This is a genomic window from Caballeronia fortuita (assembly GCF_001544835.2).
Lineage (GTDB): Bacteria > Pseudomonadota > Gammaproteobacteria > Burkholderiales > Burkholderiaceae > Caballeronia > Caballeronia fortuita.
The window spans coordinates 450,363-465,287 of record NZ_FCNX02000001.1 but is presented as its reverse complement, the minus strand read 5'-3'; the positions used below and the strand labels follow the sequence as shown (position 1 = coordinate 465,287).

Annotated in this window: 17 protein-coding genes; 5 read left to right on the top strand and 12 right to left on the bottom strand. The window is 65.9% G+C overall.

The window, feature by feature from the left end; genetic code table 11:
• Positions 1-36: 36 nt before the first annotated feature.
• The 5 genes from AWB77_RS02190 to AWB77_RS02170 are packed head-to-tail and all read right to left on the bottom strand — an operon-like array spanning position 37 to position 4,906.
• Positions 37-1,203, bottom strand: coding sequence for a VanZ family protein (locus AWB77_RS02190; RefSeq protein WP_061133127.1), 1,167 nt, complete (start codon positions 1,201-1,203; stop codon positions 37-39).
• 49 nt (positions 1,204-1,252) lie between these two features.
• Entirely contained in the window at positions 1,253-1,873 is a 621-nt protein-coding gene (locus AWB77_RS02185) for an ABC-type transport auxiliary lipoprotein family protein (RefSeq protein WP_061132731.1), read from the bottom strand.
• Between the two features lie 24 nt (positions 1,874-1,897).
• Complete coding sequence (locus tag AWB77_RS02180; protein WP_061132730.1) at positions 1,898-2,857, bottom strand: MlaD family protein; 960 nt, start codon at positions 2,855-2,857, stop codon at positions 1,898-1,900.
• A 37-nt stretch (positions 2,858-2,894) separates the two neighbouring features.
• Entirely contained in the window at positions 2,895-3,773 is an 879-nt protein-coding gene (locus AWB77_RS02175; RefSeq protein ID WP_061132729.1) for an ABC transporter ATP-binding protein, read from the bottom strand.
• A gap of 5 nt (positions 3,774-3,778) precedes the next feature.
• A complete protein-coding gene (locus tag AWB77_RS02170; RefSeq protein WP_061132728.1) occupies positions 3,779-4,906 on the bottom strand; it encodes an MlaE family ABC transporter permease in 1,128 nt (375 codons plus the stop codon).
• A 106-nt stretch (positions 4,907-5,012) separates the two neighbouring features.
• On the opposite strand from AWB77_RS02170, the gene AWB77_RS02165 reads away from it, so the two are divergent.
• Genes AWB77_RS02165 through AWB77_RS02145 form a run of 5 tightly spaced genes read left to right on the top strand, consistent with a single transcriptional unit; the run spans position 5,013 to position 7,783 of the window.
• Positions 5,013-5,423, top strand: a complete 411-nt coding sequence (locus AWB77_RS02165; protein WP_341844942.1) for a type II toxin-antitoxin system RelE/ParE family toxin — start codon at positions 5,013-5,015, stop codon at positions 5,421-5,423.
• Positions 5,420-5,755, top strand: coding sequence for a helix-turn-helix domain-containing protein (locus tag AWB77_RS02160; RefSeq protein WP_061132726.1), 336 nt, complete (start codon positions 5,420-5,422; stop codon positions 5,753-5,755). The genes AWB77_RS02165 and AWB77_RS02160 overlap by 4 nt, the downstream gene beginning before the upstream one ends.
• 51 nt (positions 5,756-5,806) lie before the next feature.
• Positions 5,807-6,694, top strand: coding sequence for a biotin--[acetyl-CoA-carboxylase] ligase (locus AWB77_RS02155; protein ID WP_061132725.1), 888 nt, complete (start codon positions 5,807-5,809; stop codon positions 6,692-6,694).
• The gene (locus AWB77_RS02150; protein WP_061132724.1) at positions 6,691-7,512 is read left to right on the top strand and encodes a type III pantothenate kinase; all 822 of its coding nucleotides are present in this window, start codon (positions 6,691-6,693) and stop codon (positions 7,510-7,512) included. The genes AWB77_RS02155 and AWB77_RS02150 overlap by 4 nt, the downstream gene beginning before the upstream one ends.
• Positions 7,513-7,543: 31 nt before the next feature.
• Positions 7,544-7,783: a hypothetical protein gene (locus AWB77_RS02145; protein WP_061132723.1), complete on the top strand. Its 240-nt coding sequence runs from the start codon at positions 7,544-7,546 to the stop codon at positions 7,781-7,783.
• Between the two features lie 19 nt (positions 7,784-7,802).
• Here AWB77_RS02145 and rfaE2 read toward each other — a convergent pair whose 3' ends face one another.
• From rfaE2 to AWB77_RS02110, 7 genes are all read right to left on the bottom strand, one after another.
• Positions 7,803-8,285, bottom strand: a complete 483-nt coding sequence (gene rfaE2, locus AWB77_RS02140; RefSeq protein WP_061132722.1) for a D-glycero-beta-D-manno-heptose 1-phosphate adenylyltransferase — start codon at positions 8,283-8,285, stop codon at positions 7,803-7,805.
• Between the two features lie 123 nt (positions 8,286-8,408).
• On the bottom strand, positions 8,409-9,284 hold the full coding sequence (locus tag AWB77_RS02135; RefSeq protein WP_061132721.1) for a ferritin family protein: 876 nt from the start codon (positions 9,282-9,284) through the stop codon (positions 8,409-8,411).
• Between the two features lie 407 nt (positions 9,285-9,691).
• A complete protein-coding gene (locus tag AWB77_RS02130) occupies positions 9,692-10,693 on the bottom strand; it encodes a MerR family transcriptional regulator (RefSeq protein WP_061133126.1) in 1,002 nt (333 codons plus the stop codon).
• 267 nt (positions 10,694-10,960) lie between these two features.
• Complete coding sequence (locus tag AWB77_RS02125) at positions 10,961-11,719, bottom strand: PhaM family polyhydroxyalkanoate granule multifunctional regulatory protein (protein WP_061132720.1); 759 nt, start codon at positions 11,717-11,719, stop codon at positions 10,961-10,963.
• Positions 11,720-11,755: 36 nt separating this feature from the next.
• Positions 11,756-12,583, bottom strand: coding sequence for an enoyl-CoA hydratase/isomerase family protein (locus tag AWB77_RS02120; protein WP_061132719.1), 828 nt, complete (start codon positions 12,581-12,583; stop codon positions 11,756-11,758).
• An 18-nt stretch (positions 12,584-12,601) separates the two neighbouring features.
• A complete protein-coding gene (locus tag AWB77_RS02115) occupies positions 12,602-13,771 on the bottom strand; it encodes an ABC transporter substrate-binding protein (RefSeq protein ID WP_061132718.1) in 1,170 nt (389 codons plus the stop codon).
• A 97-nt stretch (positions 13,772-13,868) separates the two neighbouring features.
• The gene (locus AWB77_RS02110) at positions 13,869-14,855 is read right to left on the bottom strand and encodes a fumarylacetoacetate hydrolase family protein (RefSeq protein ID WP_061132717.1); all 987 of its coding nucleotides are present in this window, start codon (positions 14,853-14,855) and stop codon (positions 13,869-13,871) included.
• Positions 14,856-14,925 lie beyond the last annotated feature (70 nt).

Sequence of the window (14,925 nt, the reverse complement as noted above, 5' to 3'; positions counted from 1 at the left end):
CCCGCCGCACGCTGTTTGAGGCCGCATCAAACGGCATCAAACCGCGTCACGCCGCGCGCGGCGCCGCGCGAGCCACGCGTGCTCCGCCGCCGACGCGAGCCAGCCGAGCGCCGCATACGGCCAGACCCACGCGAGCCAGTGCGCGAGCCCGTTGAAATGCAGGTAGCGACCTTGCCGCCAGTCGGCGAGCACGATATCGAAATATGGATTCACCGGCAGCAGATTGATGAGCGCGAGCGATACGACGAGCGCGCCGCCCGCGAGCGCCGCCCGCAGTCCGCGCGGCAGCGACACAGAGAGCACGCCCGCGATCGTCGCGATGACGATGCCTTCGAGCGCGCCGTCCGTCGCCCAGTCGAAGGTCAGGCCCGCGCGCGATTGCAGGAAGGTCGCGCCTGCTTTGGCGAAGATCGTCACCGCGATGAGGCCGAGCATCAGGCGTATGCGCGGCGCGCGCTTGCGGGTCAGCAGCGTCGCGAGCACGAGCGCGCCGAACAGTCCCGTCGATGTGATCAGCGCTTCCCACGCGTCGTCGGGCAAAAGCGCGCCCAGGCGATCCGGCCAGCTTTCGATGTCCCACGCGGCGGGCGTCCACGCGAGGATCGCGTCCTGCATCGCCGGATCGAGCGCGTCCCATAGCACGCGCGGCAGATCGCCGCCGCCGAAGAGATACGGCGCGGGAAACATCGCCGCGAACGGCCAGAGCGCCGTCAGCCCGAGCACGTAAGCCGCGTCGCGCTCGAACCAGGTGAAGCGGATGCGCCGCAGCAGGCCTCGATCGAGCAGCGCGCTCGTCGCGGGCGCGATCAGCACGCCGCCGACGAGCGCACCGAACGCATTCGCGGCGAGATCGAGGTTGGAGGCGACGCGCGTCGGCAGATAGGTCTGGATCGCTTCCATGGTCGCGGAAAGCAGCGCGCCGCCGGCGAGCGCCGCGCCGACCGCGAACGTGCCGCGCACGCGCGGATAGAGCGCGAGCACGATCAGCGCGCCGAGCGGCATATAGCCGAGCACGTTGGTGACGACATCGAAAACGGTCAGATATTGCGGCAGCGGATCGAGCAGATACGCGAACGGACTCAGGCCCAGCGAACGCCAGCCGGAAAACGGATAGAGCGAACCGTAGACGACGAGCGCCGCGTATGCGGCGAGCGCCTGCCGCGAGAACGCCGACGGGCGGCGCTGCCATTGCTTGACCGTCATGAGACGCCCGGGCGTCTGCGTGCTGGGCGCAAAGGGAAGCAGCCGAAGATCATCGCGACGCGGCAAGCGGTTGCGCCGCGAGCCACGCGGAAAGCTGCGCGATCACGTCGTCCGATGCAGCCGCGAGCGCCCGCGCGCCGCCGGGCGCATCGGCGCTCGGCGCGGGCGCGCTCGCCGCGAAGCTGCGCTGGCCGATTACGCGTCCTTGCTGCGTGAGCGTCGCGCGCACGGACACGAGACCGTGGCTTTGCTCGGGCGCATCGAAGACCTGTTCGAAGTTCGTCAGTTCGACTTCGAGCAGCGGCACCGCGCGCACCGGATCGGCGCCCGACAGGATCGGGCCGCGCGCCGCGAGCGCCTCGCGCAGGCGCTGCGTCAGGAGTTGCGCGGGCGGCATCGTCCAGTGGCTGTTCGAATAGTTGCCGGTGCGCTGCGCGTCGACATAGCTCAGGCGATACGCGAACGCGTCCGTTTCGAGACTGCGCGGCGCGGCCACCGCGAGCACTTTCACGGGCGGCATCGGCGCGGCGCCGGCGTTGGCGGCAGGCGTCGCGCCGAGGTCGTAATGCGCGTTCGGCAGCGCCGTCGATGTCGACCCGCAACCCGCGAGCAGCGTCGCGCAGGCGAGCGCGAGCGTCGCGATGGCTCCTTTCATGTCGATGTCCGTCATGTCGTTATCTCGATCAATGCGCCGCTAATGCGCCGCTTTCGCCGGCCACGTGAATCCCGGCTCGCCCGGTCCCGGCTCCTTTTGCGGCGCGCCGAAGAGCACGCTGCGCGGATTGGTGCTGAACGCGTCGGCGGCGCGATCGACCGAACGCGCGGCCGCGCTCACGTCGTCGCCGAACGAGTAGAAGCGCGGCAACGCCTCGAAGCCGACGCGCGCCGTCACGAAGCGCAGCGATTCGTTCATGTCGGCAAGCGCGGCGCTCGCGTCTTCGGCCGCCTTGCCCGCCTTGTTCAGATTCGCGACGAACGGCCCGTCCGGACGATTCAGGTTCTGCACGAGCTGATTGGTCGACGCGAGCGTGGTGTTGATCTGCTTAAGCGTCTGCGGCAACTGCGCCGTCGCGGGCTGCACCTGGCTCGCCAGCGTCGCGATGCCGTCGGCGGCGCCTTGCAGGCTTTTCGTCGTCGCCATGAGCTGATTGCGCACGTCGTCGGAGAGGAACTTGTCGGCGTCGTCGGCGAGGCGCTCGAACTTGCGCAGGATCACGTCGCCGCGCTGCTGCAACTGCTCGAAGAGACCGGGGCGCATCGGCACTTCGGCGACGTGCTGCGGCGACGAAGCGAGCGCGGTTGTATCCGTGCCGGTGTCGTCGAGCTGCACGAAGGCGATGCCCGTTACGCCCTGAAAGCCGAGCGTCGCGTAGGTGGAATGCGTCATCGGCGCGTTCTTGTCGACGAGAATGCGGATGCGTATCTGGCCCGGATGCGCGCGGTCGAAGCTGATCGACTGCACCTTGCCGACGCCCAGGCCCCGATAACGCACGGCCGCGTCCGTGAAGAGACCCGTCACGTTGGTGCGCGCGATCAGGTCGTACGGCACGCGCACGGTGCGATCGACGTTGAAAAAGAACACCGCGAACGCGATGGCCAGCACGAGCACGATCGTGAAAAGCCCGGTCCAGAACGCGTGTGATTTGTTTTCCATCCGCAGAGTCCTCTCGCGCGCACCGCTCGGTGCGCGCTTACTTGTTCACGGCGATCGGCGCGTCTTCGAGCGCGGCCGGCGGCAGCTTCGCGCGGCGCTCGGGCGGCAAGGCCTGCAGCGCGCGGCGGCCGCGACGCCCCAGAAAATATTCGCGGATGAACGGATGATCCACCGCGCACGCCTCTTCCACCGGCGCCGCGACGAGCACGCGCCGCTCCGCGAGCACGGCGACGCGCGTGGACAGCGCGACCATCGTATCGAGATCGTGCGTGACGAGGACGACCGTCAGCCCGAGCGCGCGATGCAGCGTGGCGATCAGATCGACGAATTCGTCCGATGCCTTCGGATCGAGACCGGCGGTCGGTTCGTCGAGAAAGAGCAGTTCGGGTTCGAGCGCGATCGCCCGCGCGATGCCCACGCGCTTCACCATCCCGCCCGACAGCGCCGACGGCATCTTGCTCGCGTGCTTGCACGACAGACCGACCATTTCGAGCTTCAGCATCACGAACTCGCGGATGAGATCCTCGGGAATCTTGCCGAGCTCGCGAAACGGCTGCGCGATGTTGTCGTACACCGTCAGCGACGAAAACAGCGCGCCTTGCTGAAACATCATGCCGGAGCGCGTGCGCAGCATCTTCGCGGTTTCGTCGTCCATGCGCGACCATTCCTCGCCGAGCACGCGAATCGTGCCCGATGTCGGCGATTCCAGCCCGAGCATCTGCCGCACGAGCGTCGTCTTGCCCGAGCCCGAACCGCCGAGCAGCGCGACGATCTCGCCGCGCCGCACGTCGAGATTGAGATGCTCGTGGATCACCGTGCGCCCGTAGCGCTTGGTGAGATCGCGTACTTCGATCACCGGTTCCGCGATGACGGGCGGCGGCTGATGGCGAACGGCGGTGGCGAGCGTGGTCGACATGGCGGTCAGAGTCCGACGTTCTGGAAGAGGATCGCGAAGACGGCGTCCGCGAGAATCACGATGGTGATCGACGTCACTACGGACGTCGTCGTGCCTTCGCCGAGACTCTGCGAATTCGCCTTGATGCGAAAGCCGAAGTGACACGCGGCGAGCGCGATCAGCATGCCGAACACGACGCCCTTGCCGAGCCCGATCCACAGATTGGCGATCGGCACGACCGACGGCAGCGAGCGGATGAAGAAGTTCATGTCGATGGACAGCACGAGCTTCGCCGCGAGCGCACCGCCCAGGAGCGCGATGATGTTGGTCCACATGACGAGCAGCGGCATCGCGATGCCGAGCGCGATCACGCGCGGCAGCACGAGGCGCAGGCCGTGCGGGATGCCCATGACCTGCATCGCGTCGAGTTCCTCGGTGACGCGCATCACGCCGATCTGCGCGGTGATCGCCGAACCCGAGCGCCCAGCGACGAGGATCGCGGAGAGCACCGGCCCGAGTTCGCGTATCACCGACAACCCCAGAATATTGACGATGTACTGGTTCGCGCCGAACGCCTGCAACTGCTGCGCGGACAGATAACTGAGCACGATGCCGATCAGGAACGCGACGAGCGCGGTGATCGCGAGCGCCTGCGCGCCGGCGCTGTAGATGTTGGCGGAGATTTCCGTCCACGGGATGCGCTGCGGACGGCGAACGAGGCCGATGAGATCGAGCACGAAGCCGCCGAACATCGCGAGGCCGCCGTAGAGGTGATCGAAGAAATCGAAGATGAGCTGGCCAAGGCGCGTGACCGGATCGACGCGATCGACGGGCTCCGGTTCCTCGCGTTCGGCGTCGAGCAACGCGACGCGCTCGAAGATTTCGCGCTGGGTGTCGGACAGCGCGATGGTCGCGGGCATCTTGCGTCCCCAGACGCGCCAGAGCGCCTGTCCGCCGACGTGATCGAGCCGCTCGACCGACAGCAGATCCCACTGGCCGATGGCCTCGCGCCCGATTGCGCGCAGCCGCCGCGTCACACCGCTCTTCGCGCGGTCGCGGGCGAGCGCGAGCGCGGTCCACTGGCCCGAAAGCCGGACCACCTTGCCCTGCTGACCTGCTTCCACTCTGAGGCGCGGCGGCGTGTCGAAGTCCAAGGATCGATGGCGATGGGACGCGGTTGACGGGGAGAGGACATTGTAGCGAAGAGTGTCTGAGCGGTGCCGGAGGAAGGGCGATCCGGAATCGGCCTAACCCGAATGGATGAATATCGGAAAGGCAGCGCAGACGGAAGACTTTTGGGCATGCCCTCATCTTCCTGACGCAGCAAGAATGCTAACCTCAGAAAATCAGAAATGGACGATCACCTATTACGACGAGCATCTCATAGCCGATATCCGCAAGCTGCCCGCCGGCATCCGCGCCGGCTTTTGGCGGATGCTGGAGAAGTTGCAGGAGCACGGTGCTGATTTGCGAATGCCGTATTCACGCCCGATGGGCGAAGGATTGTTCGAACTCCGACCGCGCGGTGAGGAAGGTATTGGACGCGCGTTCTATTGCACGATGATCCACAAGCGGATCGTGATTTTGCATGTCTTCGTCAAGAAGACCCAGGAAACGCCTGGCAGGGAACTGCGCGTCGCACGCGCGCGAATGAAAAGGGTGAAAGCATGACCAAAACACGGCTGCAACGAGAACTGGAACGTCCCTACGCGCCGGTCCCGGATGACGAAGAAGAGTGGAAACGCATGCTCGAAACCGATCCGGCATTCAGGGCAGCGTATGACGCGCTCGAGGAAGAGTATGCAGCGCTCCACGTCCTGCTGTGCGCGCGCCGTGACGCAGGCCTGACGCAAGCGGAAGTCGCCGACCGCATGGGCACGACGGCTGCCGCCGTTGCGCGGCTCGAAGGCGCGATCGTGAGACAGACCCATTCGCCGACGTTCCAGACGCTGAAGAAGTACGCGAAAGCATGTGGGAAGTCATTGCGGATCACGCTCGTGTAAGTTGCGTCGAACCAAGCGGATCGATCGAATCTGCCCGCTACAATACCCGCCATGACCTCCTTCCCCTTCGCCCCCGACGCGCCCTGGCGCATCGACCGCACCCGGCTCGCGTCGCTGGCCGAACGGCCCGCTCGCGACTGGACCATCGACATCGTCGACGAGACCGGCTCCACCAACGCGGACCTGATGGAGCATCTGCGTTCCTCGCGCCACGAGGGCACGCCTTCGCCCATCGTGCGCGTCGCGTATTCGCAAAGCGCCGGACGCGGGCGGCGCGGCCGCGCGTGGCTCGCCGAGCCGGGCGACGCGCTGCTGATGTCCGTCGGCTGCGTGCTGCGGCGGCCGATCGAAGGGCTGTCGGGTCTGAGTCTCGCCATCGGCACCGCAGTGCTCGACGCGCTCGCGCATCTGCCGCTCGCGCCGTCCGCGCGGCCCGCGCTGAAATGGCCCAACGATGTCCTGCTCGACGACGGCAAGCTCGCCGGCATTCTCATCGAAACCGCGTGGAACACGCCGGACGCGACGGCGGTCGTCATCGGCATCGGTATGAATCTGCACGGCGCAGAGCGGCTCGCCGCGCAAGTCGACGAGGCAAACCGTATCGGCGCGCAGTCCGCTCCCGGCGCTCCGCCGGCCGCGCTCGCACGCGCATGGCCCGACGCCAATCTCACCGACATGCTCGCCGCCGTCCTCAACGCGCTCGACGCCGCGCTGCCGCGCTTCGAAGCCGAAGGCTTCCGGCCGTTTCGCCAGCGCTGGCTCGACGCGCACGCCTGGGCCGGGCGCGAAGTCGCGCTGATCGATCAAGGCCTGGAACTGACGCGCGGCATCGCGGCGGGCGTCGACGAAACCGGCCAGTTGCTCATCGACGCGCCCGAAGGCCCGCGCACCGTCACGACCGGCGAACTCACCTTGCGTCTCGCGAAGGAACGCCCGTGAACACGCACGGCAACGCAGCGCCGTATCTTTTGATCGACGCGGGCAACAGCCGCATCAAGTGGTCGCTCGTCGACGAAGCCGGCGCGCCACTCGCGAACGGCGCCTTCGAGCACGCGCATCATTCGACCGCTGCCGACGACGCCGCGCTCGACGCCTGGTCCGATCTGCCGACGCCCGAGAGCGCATGGATTTCGAACGTCGCGGGCATGCCGGTTCAGAACCGCATCCAGCGACTGCTCGACGCGCGCTGGCCGACGCTGCCGCGCACCGTCGTCCGCGCGCGCGCGGAACAATGCGGCGTGATCAACAGCTATGCGGATCCAACGCGCCTCGGCAGCGACCGCTGGGCCGGCATGATCGCCGCGCGCGCGGCTTATCCGGGCGAACATCTGCTGGTCGCGACGTTCGGCACCGCGACGACGCTCGAAGCGCTGCGCGCGGACGGCGTGTTCACGGGCGGCCTGATCGCGCCGGGCTTGTCGCTGATGATGGAGTCTCTCGGCAGCCACACCGCGCAATTGCCGACACTCGACGCCGCCGCCGCGCGTGAAGCGCTCACGCAGACGCGCAGTCTCTTCGCCACCGATACCGCCGCCGCGCTGTCCGCCGGATGCCTGCTCGCGCAGGCGAGCCTCATCGAACGCGCGTGGCGCGATCTGAAAGCGGACTGGCGTGCCGAAGTCCGGCTGGTGCTCGGCGGCGGCGCGGCGCATGAAATCGCGGGCGCGCTCGACGTCCCGCATACTCGACACGATTCCCTCGTGCTGTCCGGTCTTGCGCTCATCGCGCGCGACGCGACGGCGCGCCACTCAACCTGACTTTCACTTGATTGACGGACGGAGCCCGAGAATGCTGCGCTGGCTGATCGCCCTTCTGATACTCGCCAACTTGCTGATGTTCGCGGTCATGCGCGGCATGTTCGGCCCGCTTCCCGCCGCGGGCGCGCGCGAACCGCATCATCTGCTCCAGCAGGTACGTCCCGAGGCGCTCGCGACGCGTCCGCTGAGCCCGGAGGAAGCGTTCGATCAACCGCGGGTCGGTGGACCGGCGCCCGCCGCCAACGTGCAGACCGCGCCGCTAGGACAATGAGTGAGCGCGCGCGGGCGAATTAGCCCTGCGCGCGCACTTTCTTGAGCAGCGCGGTCGTCGACCGGTCGTGCTCGAACGCGATGGCGAGCGCCTTGCCGCCCCAACTGCGCACGAGCGCCGATTCGGCCAGCTTGTCCATGTCGTAGTCGCCGCCCTTCACGAGCACGTCGGGATGCACGGCCTCGATCAGTTGCAGCGGCGTCGATTCCTCGAACTTCACGACCCAGTCGACGCTCTCCAGCGCCGCGAGCAGCGCCATGCGATCGTCCTCGCGATTGATCGGCCGATCGTCGCCCTTGCCGAGCGTACGCACGGACGCATCGCTATTCACGCCGACGATGAGCGTCGCGCCGAGCGCCTTCGCATCGGCGAGATAGGTCACGTGGCCGCGATGAAGAATGTCGAAGACACCGTTCGTGAAAATCACGGGACCGGCAAGCGTCGGGCGGCGCGCGGCGAGGGCTTCGCGCGTCGTCATCTTGCGTTCGAAAGTAGCGGGCATGGCAGCGCTCGTTGCTGTGTACCGAAAGCGCGCATTGTGCCACGCGCTTTACAGGCGGAAGAAAGCAAAACGGCCCGCCGGTGCTGACCGGCGAGCCGTTTCGATGTCAAGCTCTGGTAGCTGTCAGGCCGGCTGTTCGGCCGCGCCGCCCGGCGCCGCCTGCAGACGCAGCGTCACTTCCTTGCGATAGCGATTCAACTCCTGCGCGGTCGCGAACGAACGCTCGAACAGAATCGACAGATTGTGCAGGATACGTTCGACGACCTTCTTCTCCCAGCTGTCGTCGAAGCGGATCTGGTCGTCCAGCCAGCGCTCGAGCCATTCGGGATCGGGCAGGCGCGACTGCACGGTATCGCGCGGGAAAAGCGCCTGATTGACGTGCAGGTTGGTCGGATGCAACGGCTTTTCCGTGCGTCGCGCGGATGCCATCAGCACGCCGATCTTCGCGAACGCCGCACGCGCGGTATCGCCGGCAGTGACGAGCGCCTTCTTCATGTAGCGCAGATAGGCGCCGCCGTGGCGCGCTTCATCGCGCGAAATGGTTTCGTAGATGTGCTTGATGACCGGTTCCGTGTGCCATTCGGCCGCGCGGCGATACCAGTGGTTCAGGCGGATTTCGCCGCAGAAATGCAGCATCAGCGTCTCGAGCGGCGGGGCCGGATCGAACTCGAAGCGCACCGCGTGCAGTTCCTCTTCGGTCGGCACCATGTCCGGCTTGAAGCGGCGCAGGTACTCCATCAGCACGAGCGAGTGTTTCTGCTCCTCGAAGAACCACACGCTCATGAACGCGGAAAAGTCGCTGTCATGATGGTTGTCACGCAGGAACATCTCGGTTGCGGGAAGAGCGGACCATTCGGTGATCGCGTTCATCTTGATGGTCCTGGCCTGCTCGTCGGTGAGCAGGGAAGCATCGAATTTGTCCCAAGGGATATCCTTCTCCATATCCCAGCGGACGGATTCCAGCGATTTATAAAGTTCCGGATAAAGCATGGTGTTCATAGTCCACCCCTGATGCCACTTATGCGACGTTATATCTATATTGACTTTCGGCCGTGATGTGCGAAAAAGCCCTGCACGCAAGCAGCCAAGCTTTCAATTTTACGCGGGATTCGGTCGGCCAAAGACGAAAAGCGACAAGAGCGCGCGATTTTGGCGCTGCGGCAACGCGCCGCATCCTGCGAACACACTACGTTCGCGCGTGCGGATTCCGCGTTGACGCGTCTTGTTCTACCGTGGGTGAGGAGCGAAACCTGTGCCTGGGGTATGGCCGAGCGGCGTCTGACTTTCCGCCGGAACCGCGCCGGCTGCGCATTGTGACGCGCGCGCATGACAACGATGCAACGATGACGCGATTTGCGCGCCCCGCGAATTCCCGCTTCGACGCCCGCCGTGACGAGCGTCGTCGATCATAGCACGGTGTTTTGACGCCAATCCGCGACGGTTTCGTCGATCGGCGCCAAGCCTGCAATGCAGTCCACGCCTTCGTTGAACTTGCGACGCAGCGCCGGACTGCTGCCGCCGGCCCACACACGCACGTGCGGCGGCAACAGGTTGCGCAGTTCGGCGAGCCCGTTCGCGATCGACTGCGCGGGCAGCACTGCCGTGAACGACAGCGCAACGATATCGATGTTGTGCGCCGACACCGCTTCGACGATATCGTGCAGCGGCGTCTGCAACCCGAGCTGCACGCACTCGCACTCGGACAGCGTGAACATCGCTTCGGCCATCAGGAGGCCGAGGCCGTGGCCCTCTCCGGAAAGCGTCGTGAGGAGCACGCGCGGGCGTCCGCCGCGTCCGCGCACGGCGTCGGTGAGCGGACGGAGCAGCGTGCGCAGCGTCGACTGGATCGCTTCGCTGAACAAATGTTCGTGATAGACCTGCAGCGTACCCGCCGCCCACGCATTGCCGACGCGCGCCGCCAGCGGTGCAGCGACGTCCAGAACAAAACGCTCCAGACCGTCTCGCGTCGCCCGCTTGAGCAGCCCGAAGCGGAATTCGTCGAAGGCGCTCGCGCGCAGAAGCGAGATCAGGTGGTCGAGTTCGGCGTCGGGCGCGTCCTGTCCGACGCCTGAGCTTTCGGCCAACTGCTGCAACATGTCGATGGACTGCCCGAGCACCTTGCTCGGCCGATGTCCCGCGTCGAGCAGACGCTTGACGAGCCGCAGCTTCGTCACCTGCTCTTGCGGATACAGGCGTTCGCCGCCCGACGAGCGCATCGGCTGGGGAAACCCGTAACGGCGCTCCCAGACCCGCAGCGTGTCCTTCGTCAGACCAATTTCCTGCGCGATCGCACCGATGCCGATGCCAGTCACGCCCGTCGCGGCACTGCGCGGCGTGGCGGGCTCCGGAACGTCGGCGCTATCAGAAACGGGCTCCGACTCGAAGTCTTGTTCGGATGAGTTTGTCATGGACATATCGATGAAAATTGCACATATGTCGAAGATGCAGGTTACGTGCCCGGGTCTCAGGGTGGACAAACTTTTTAAGTCGTCGATGTTTCATCATAGACAAAATCCGAAGCGTTCGTTATCGAGAGTTGCGTTTTCGCGCGTGACGAAAGATCGCGGCGCGAGGGCGCAGCCCGACACGGCGTCGATCGAGATGGACAGGCGGAACCGGTCGGCGCGCGGGGCGCCGACGGAGGGAACAGGAAGGGAGCGCCGGACGGCGCGAAGTCAGACCGGCTTTTTGCGCGGCGCGGTCTTGCGCGCCGGCGATTTCTTCGCTGCCGCGGCTTCTGGGCTATCGTCAGCGCCGGTGCCGTTCGCAGGCTCCGCGCCTTGTACGCCGGCGGCGGCCGGCTGATCGCCCGCCGCGCTCGCCGCACCCGATGCGTTGAGCGGGCCGGTCATGCCGGGCTGAAGCATCGCGAGATGCGCGAGCTGATTGAATTGCGATTGCAGCACGTTCCACCAGCCGGTCGGATCGAAGCCCGGCGGCAGCTCGGACGCCTGATCGGGCGATTCGTCGCTCTGCGCAGACGCTTCTTCCTTCGGCGCTTCCGGCTTTGCCGCCGCGCCGCTCATCGGCCAGCCCGCGGTTGCCGATTTCGCGCTTTCGGCCGCCGCGTTGTGCGCGCTTTCGACCGACGTCTGCGCGAACGCGCCAAACGCGCGCAATGTCGCGAGCGTCGCGCGCTGCACTTCGAGCGCCTGAATCGCCGATTGCAGCATGTTGAGATTGAGCTTCAGCCAGTGCTCGACGGCGCGCATGTCGGTCACGCGCTTGTCGAGTTCTTCGATGTTGGTGAGCGGAGCGAGCATGTCGGACATCATCGAGAGGGAAGGACCCATGCCCTGCCCGCCGCCCGGCATCGCGGCGGCGAAGGGATTCAGGCGCATCAGTTCCCACATCTTGCCCATCATGTCGGCCTGGCCGAATCCGGGAAAACCGGGAATCGTGTAGGGCGGCGTGCCGCCAGCGTTATCGGTCATTCGACTCTCCTTGTTTTCGTGTGAGATTCGCGTCGTTCAGAACGGCGCGCCGCCTGGAAAATCCGGCGCGCGCCGTTCGCGCAGCGAGCGCATGCCTTCGTGCACATCCGGACCCGCGAAGCCCATGAATTCCAGCGCGAGCGAAGTATCGAAGGTCGGCCCCGCCGAGCGCAGCCAGTTGTTCAGCGCGTACTTGGTCCAGCGGATCGCCGTCTGCGAACCGTGCGCCAGGCGGTTCGCCACTTCGATCGCCTTCGGCATCAATTCGTTCTCGTCGACGGCGAGCGAAACCAGCCCGATGCGCTCCGCCTCCTCACCGCTCACCGGCTCGCACAGCAGCAGATAGTACTTGGCCTTCGCCATGCCGCACAGCAGCGGCCAGACGATCGCCGCGTGATCGCCCGCCGCGACGCCGAGGCGCGTGTGTCCGTCGATGATGCGCGCCGACTTCGACGCAATCGAGATATCCGCCAGCAAGCCCGCTACCAGACCCGCGCCGACCGCCGGGCCGTGCATCGCGGAGACGATCGGCTTGTTGCAGTTGATGACGTTATAGACGAGATCGCGGGCCTCGCGCCACACACGCGCGCGCACGTCGAAATCGTTCGCCATTTCCTCGACGAGCCCGAGATCGCCGCCCGCCGAAAACCCCTTGCCTTCGCCGCGAATCAGCGCGACGCGGGTGTCCGGATCGCGATCGATGTCGCGCCAGATATCCGCGAGCTCGCGATGCATGTTGGCGTCGGCGGTGGACAGGCCGCTTTTGTTCGCGCCCGCGCCGGGCATCACGACTTCGAGCACGCCGTGCGGATGGCGGCGCAGTTCGAGCGATTGGTAGCCCGAGTACATGGAGAGATCGCTCATGGTCTCGTCGATTGAAAATTAGCGCGGCTGATAGACCCACTTGCCGTCGCGGATCTCGACCATCACGCGCGCGCGCTGATCGAGGCCGATGTGATCGTTGGGCGACATGTTGACCTGCCCGTTGGTGTCGGAGAAATTCTTCGTGCCTTCGAGCGCGTCGCGCAATGCGGCGCGAAACGCCGGCGTGCCAGGCGCGCCCGCCTTCATCGCGATGGGAACCGCGCGGTTCAGCAACATGCCCGCGTCCCACGCATAAGAGCCGAACGCCGACACGGTGCCCGCGCCCTGCTTCGCCTCGTACAGTTTGATGTATTCGAGCGCGAGGCGCTTTGCCGGATGATCGTCGGGCAATTGCGCGGCGACGAGCACCGGGCTCGCGGGCAGGAACGTGCCGTTGCAGTCCGCGCCGCACACCCGCAGGAAGTCGCGATTGCCCACGCCGTGATTGTGATAGACCTTGCCCTTGAAGCCGCGCTGCGCCAGCGTCTTCGGCGGCAACGCGGCGGGCGTGCCGGCCGCGCCGACCACGACCGCATCGGGCTTCGCCGCGAGAATCTTGAGAACTTGCCCGGTCACGCTCGGATCGGTGCGATTGAAGCGCTCGTTGGCGACCACTTCGATCTTGTGCAGTTGCGCGAACTTCGCGACTTCCGCGTAGAACGTCTCGCCGAGCGCGTCCGCCTGGCCGATGTACGCGAGCGTCTTCACGCCGTGATTGCTCGCGTGCTCGATGATCGCGGAGGCCATCATCGCGTCGGTTTGCGGCGTCTTGAAGACCCAGCGGCGTTTGTCGTCGACGGGCTCGATGATCTTCGCCGACGACGCCAGCGAGATCATCGGCGTTTGTCCCTGTGCGACGACATCGATCATCGCGAGCGAATTCGGCGTAATCGACGAGCCGATGATCGCATCGACCTGATCCTCGCTGATGAGCTTCTTCGTGCTTTGCACGGCCTGCGTGGTGTCGGATGCGTCGTCGAGCACGATGTAGTCGACGGGCTTGCCGCCCATTTCCTTCGGCAGCAGCGCGACGGTGTCGCGCGCGGGAATGCCGAGCGACGCCGCCGGCCCCGTGAGCGAGAGCACGAGACCGATCTTCACGTGCTGCGCCGTCTGCGCGAATGCCGCTGTCGTCGCGGCAAGCGCGAAGGCCGCGCCCGCCAGAAATTTCCACTTGCCTGCCGCCATCGAAAGTCTCCTTTTTTTGATCGTTCTATTGCTGCGCGAAAGCAGCCCGGCAAAGTGTAAGGCGTGGCTCGCGCACGCCGCATCGGGCGAAACCCGTTCAGTGCTCCGGCGGCACGACCGCCTGATCGATCGCGCCGAAGATCGACTTGCCTTCTTCGTCGAACATTTCGATCTTCACGCTGTCGCCGAACCTCATGAATTCCGTTTGCGGCGCGCCGTGCTCGATGGTCTCCAGACAGCGCTTCTCAGCGATGCAGCAGTAGCCGCGCTTCGTGTCCTTGTTCGAGATCGTGCCCGAACCGACGATCGAGCCCGCGCGCAGATTGCGCGTCTTCGCCGCGTGCGCGATCAACTGGCCGAAGTGGAACACCATGTCCGTGCCGCAATCCGGCTGGCCGACCTTCTTTCCGTTCCAGTGCACGATCATCGGACGATGCACGCGGCCTTCGCGCCACGCGTCGCCGAGTTCGTCGGGCGTGACGGCGACCGGCGAAAACGCGGTCGCGGGCTTGCCCTGGAAGAAGCCGAAGCCCTTCGCGAGTTCGGCCGGAATGAGATTGCGCAGCGAGACGTCGTTGACGAGCATCAGCAGGCGCACGCCGCGCAGTGCTTCGTCGGGCATTGCGGCCATGTGAACATCGGACGTGATGACGGCGACTTCCGCCTCGAAGTCGATGCCATATGATTCCGTCGCGCACACGATGTCGTCCGCCGGGCCGAGAAAGTCGTCGCTGCCGCCCTGGTACATCAGCGGATCGGTCCAGAACTCCGGCGGCATTTCCGCTTTGCGCGCCTTTCGCACGAGTTCGACGTGATTCACGTACGCCGAGCCGTCGGCCCACTGAAACGCGCGGGGCAGCGGCGCCATGCACGACTTCGGATCGAACGAAAACGGGTTGCGCGCGCGGCCGGCGTTCAGCGCCTCGTAGACTTCGAGGAGTTGCGGCGCGTAAAAGGTCCAGTCGTCGAGCGCGCGTTGCAGCGTGGATACGATGCCATCGGCGATTGCCGCCGTGCGCAGGTCGCGCGATACGACGATCAACTGGCCGTCGCGCGTGCCGTCCTTCAGCGTTGCGAGTTTCATAGCTTGAGATGACGTTAGGGGAAATGTATTTTACGATGGTGAATCCGCCGCCGGCACTCGGCCGAATGGC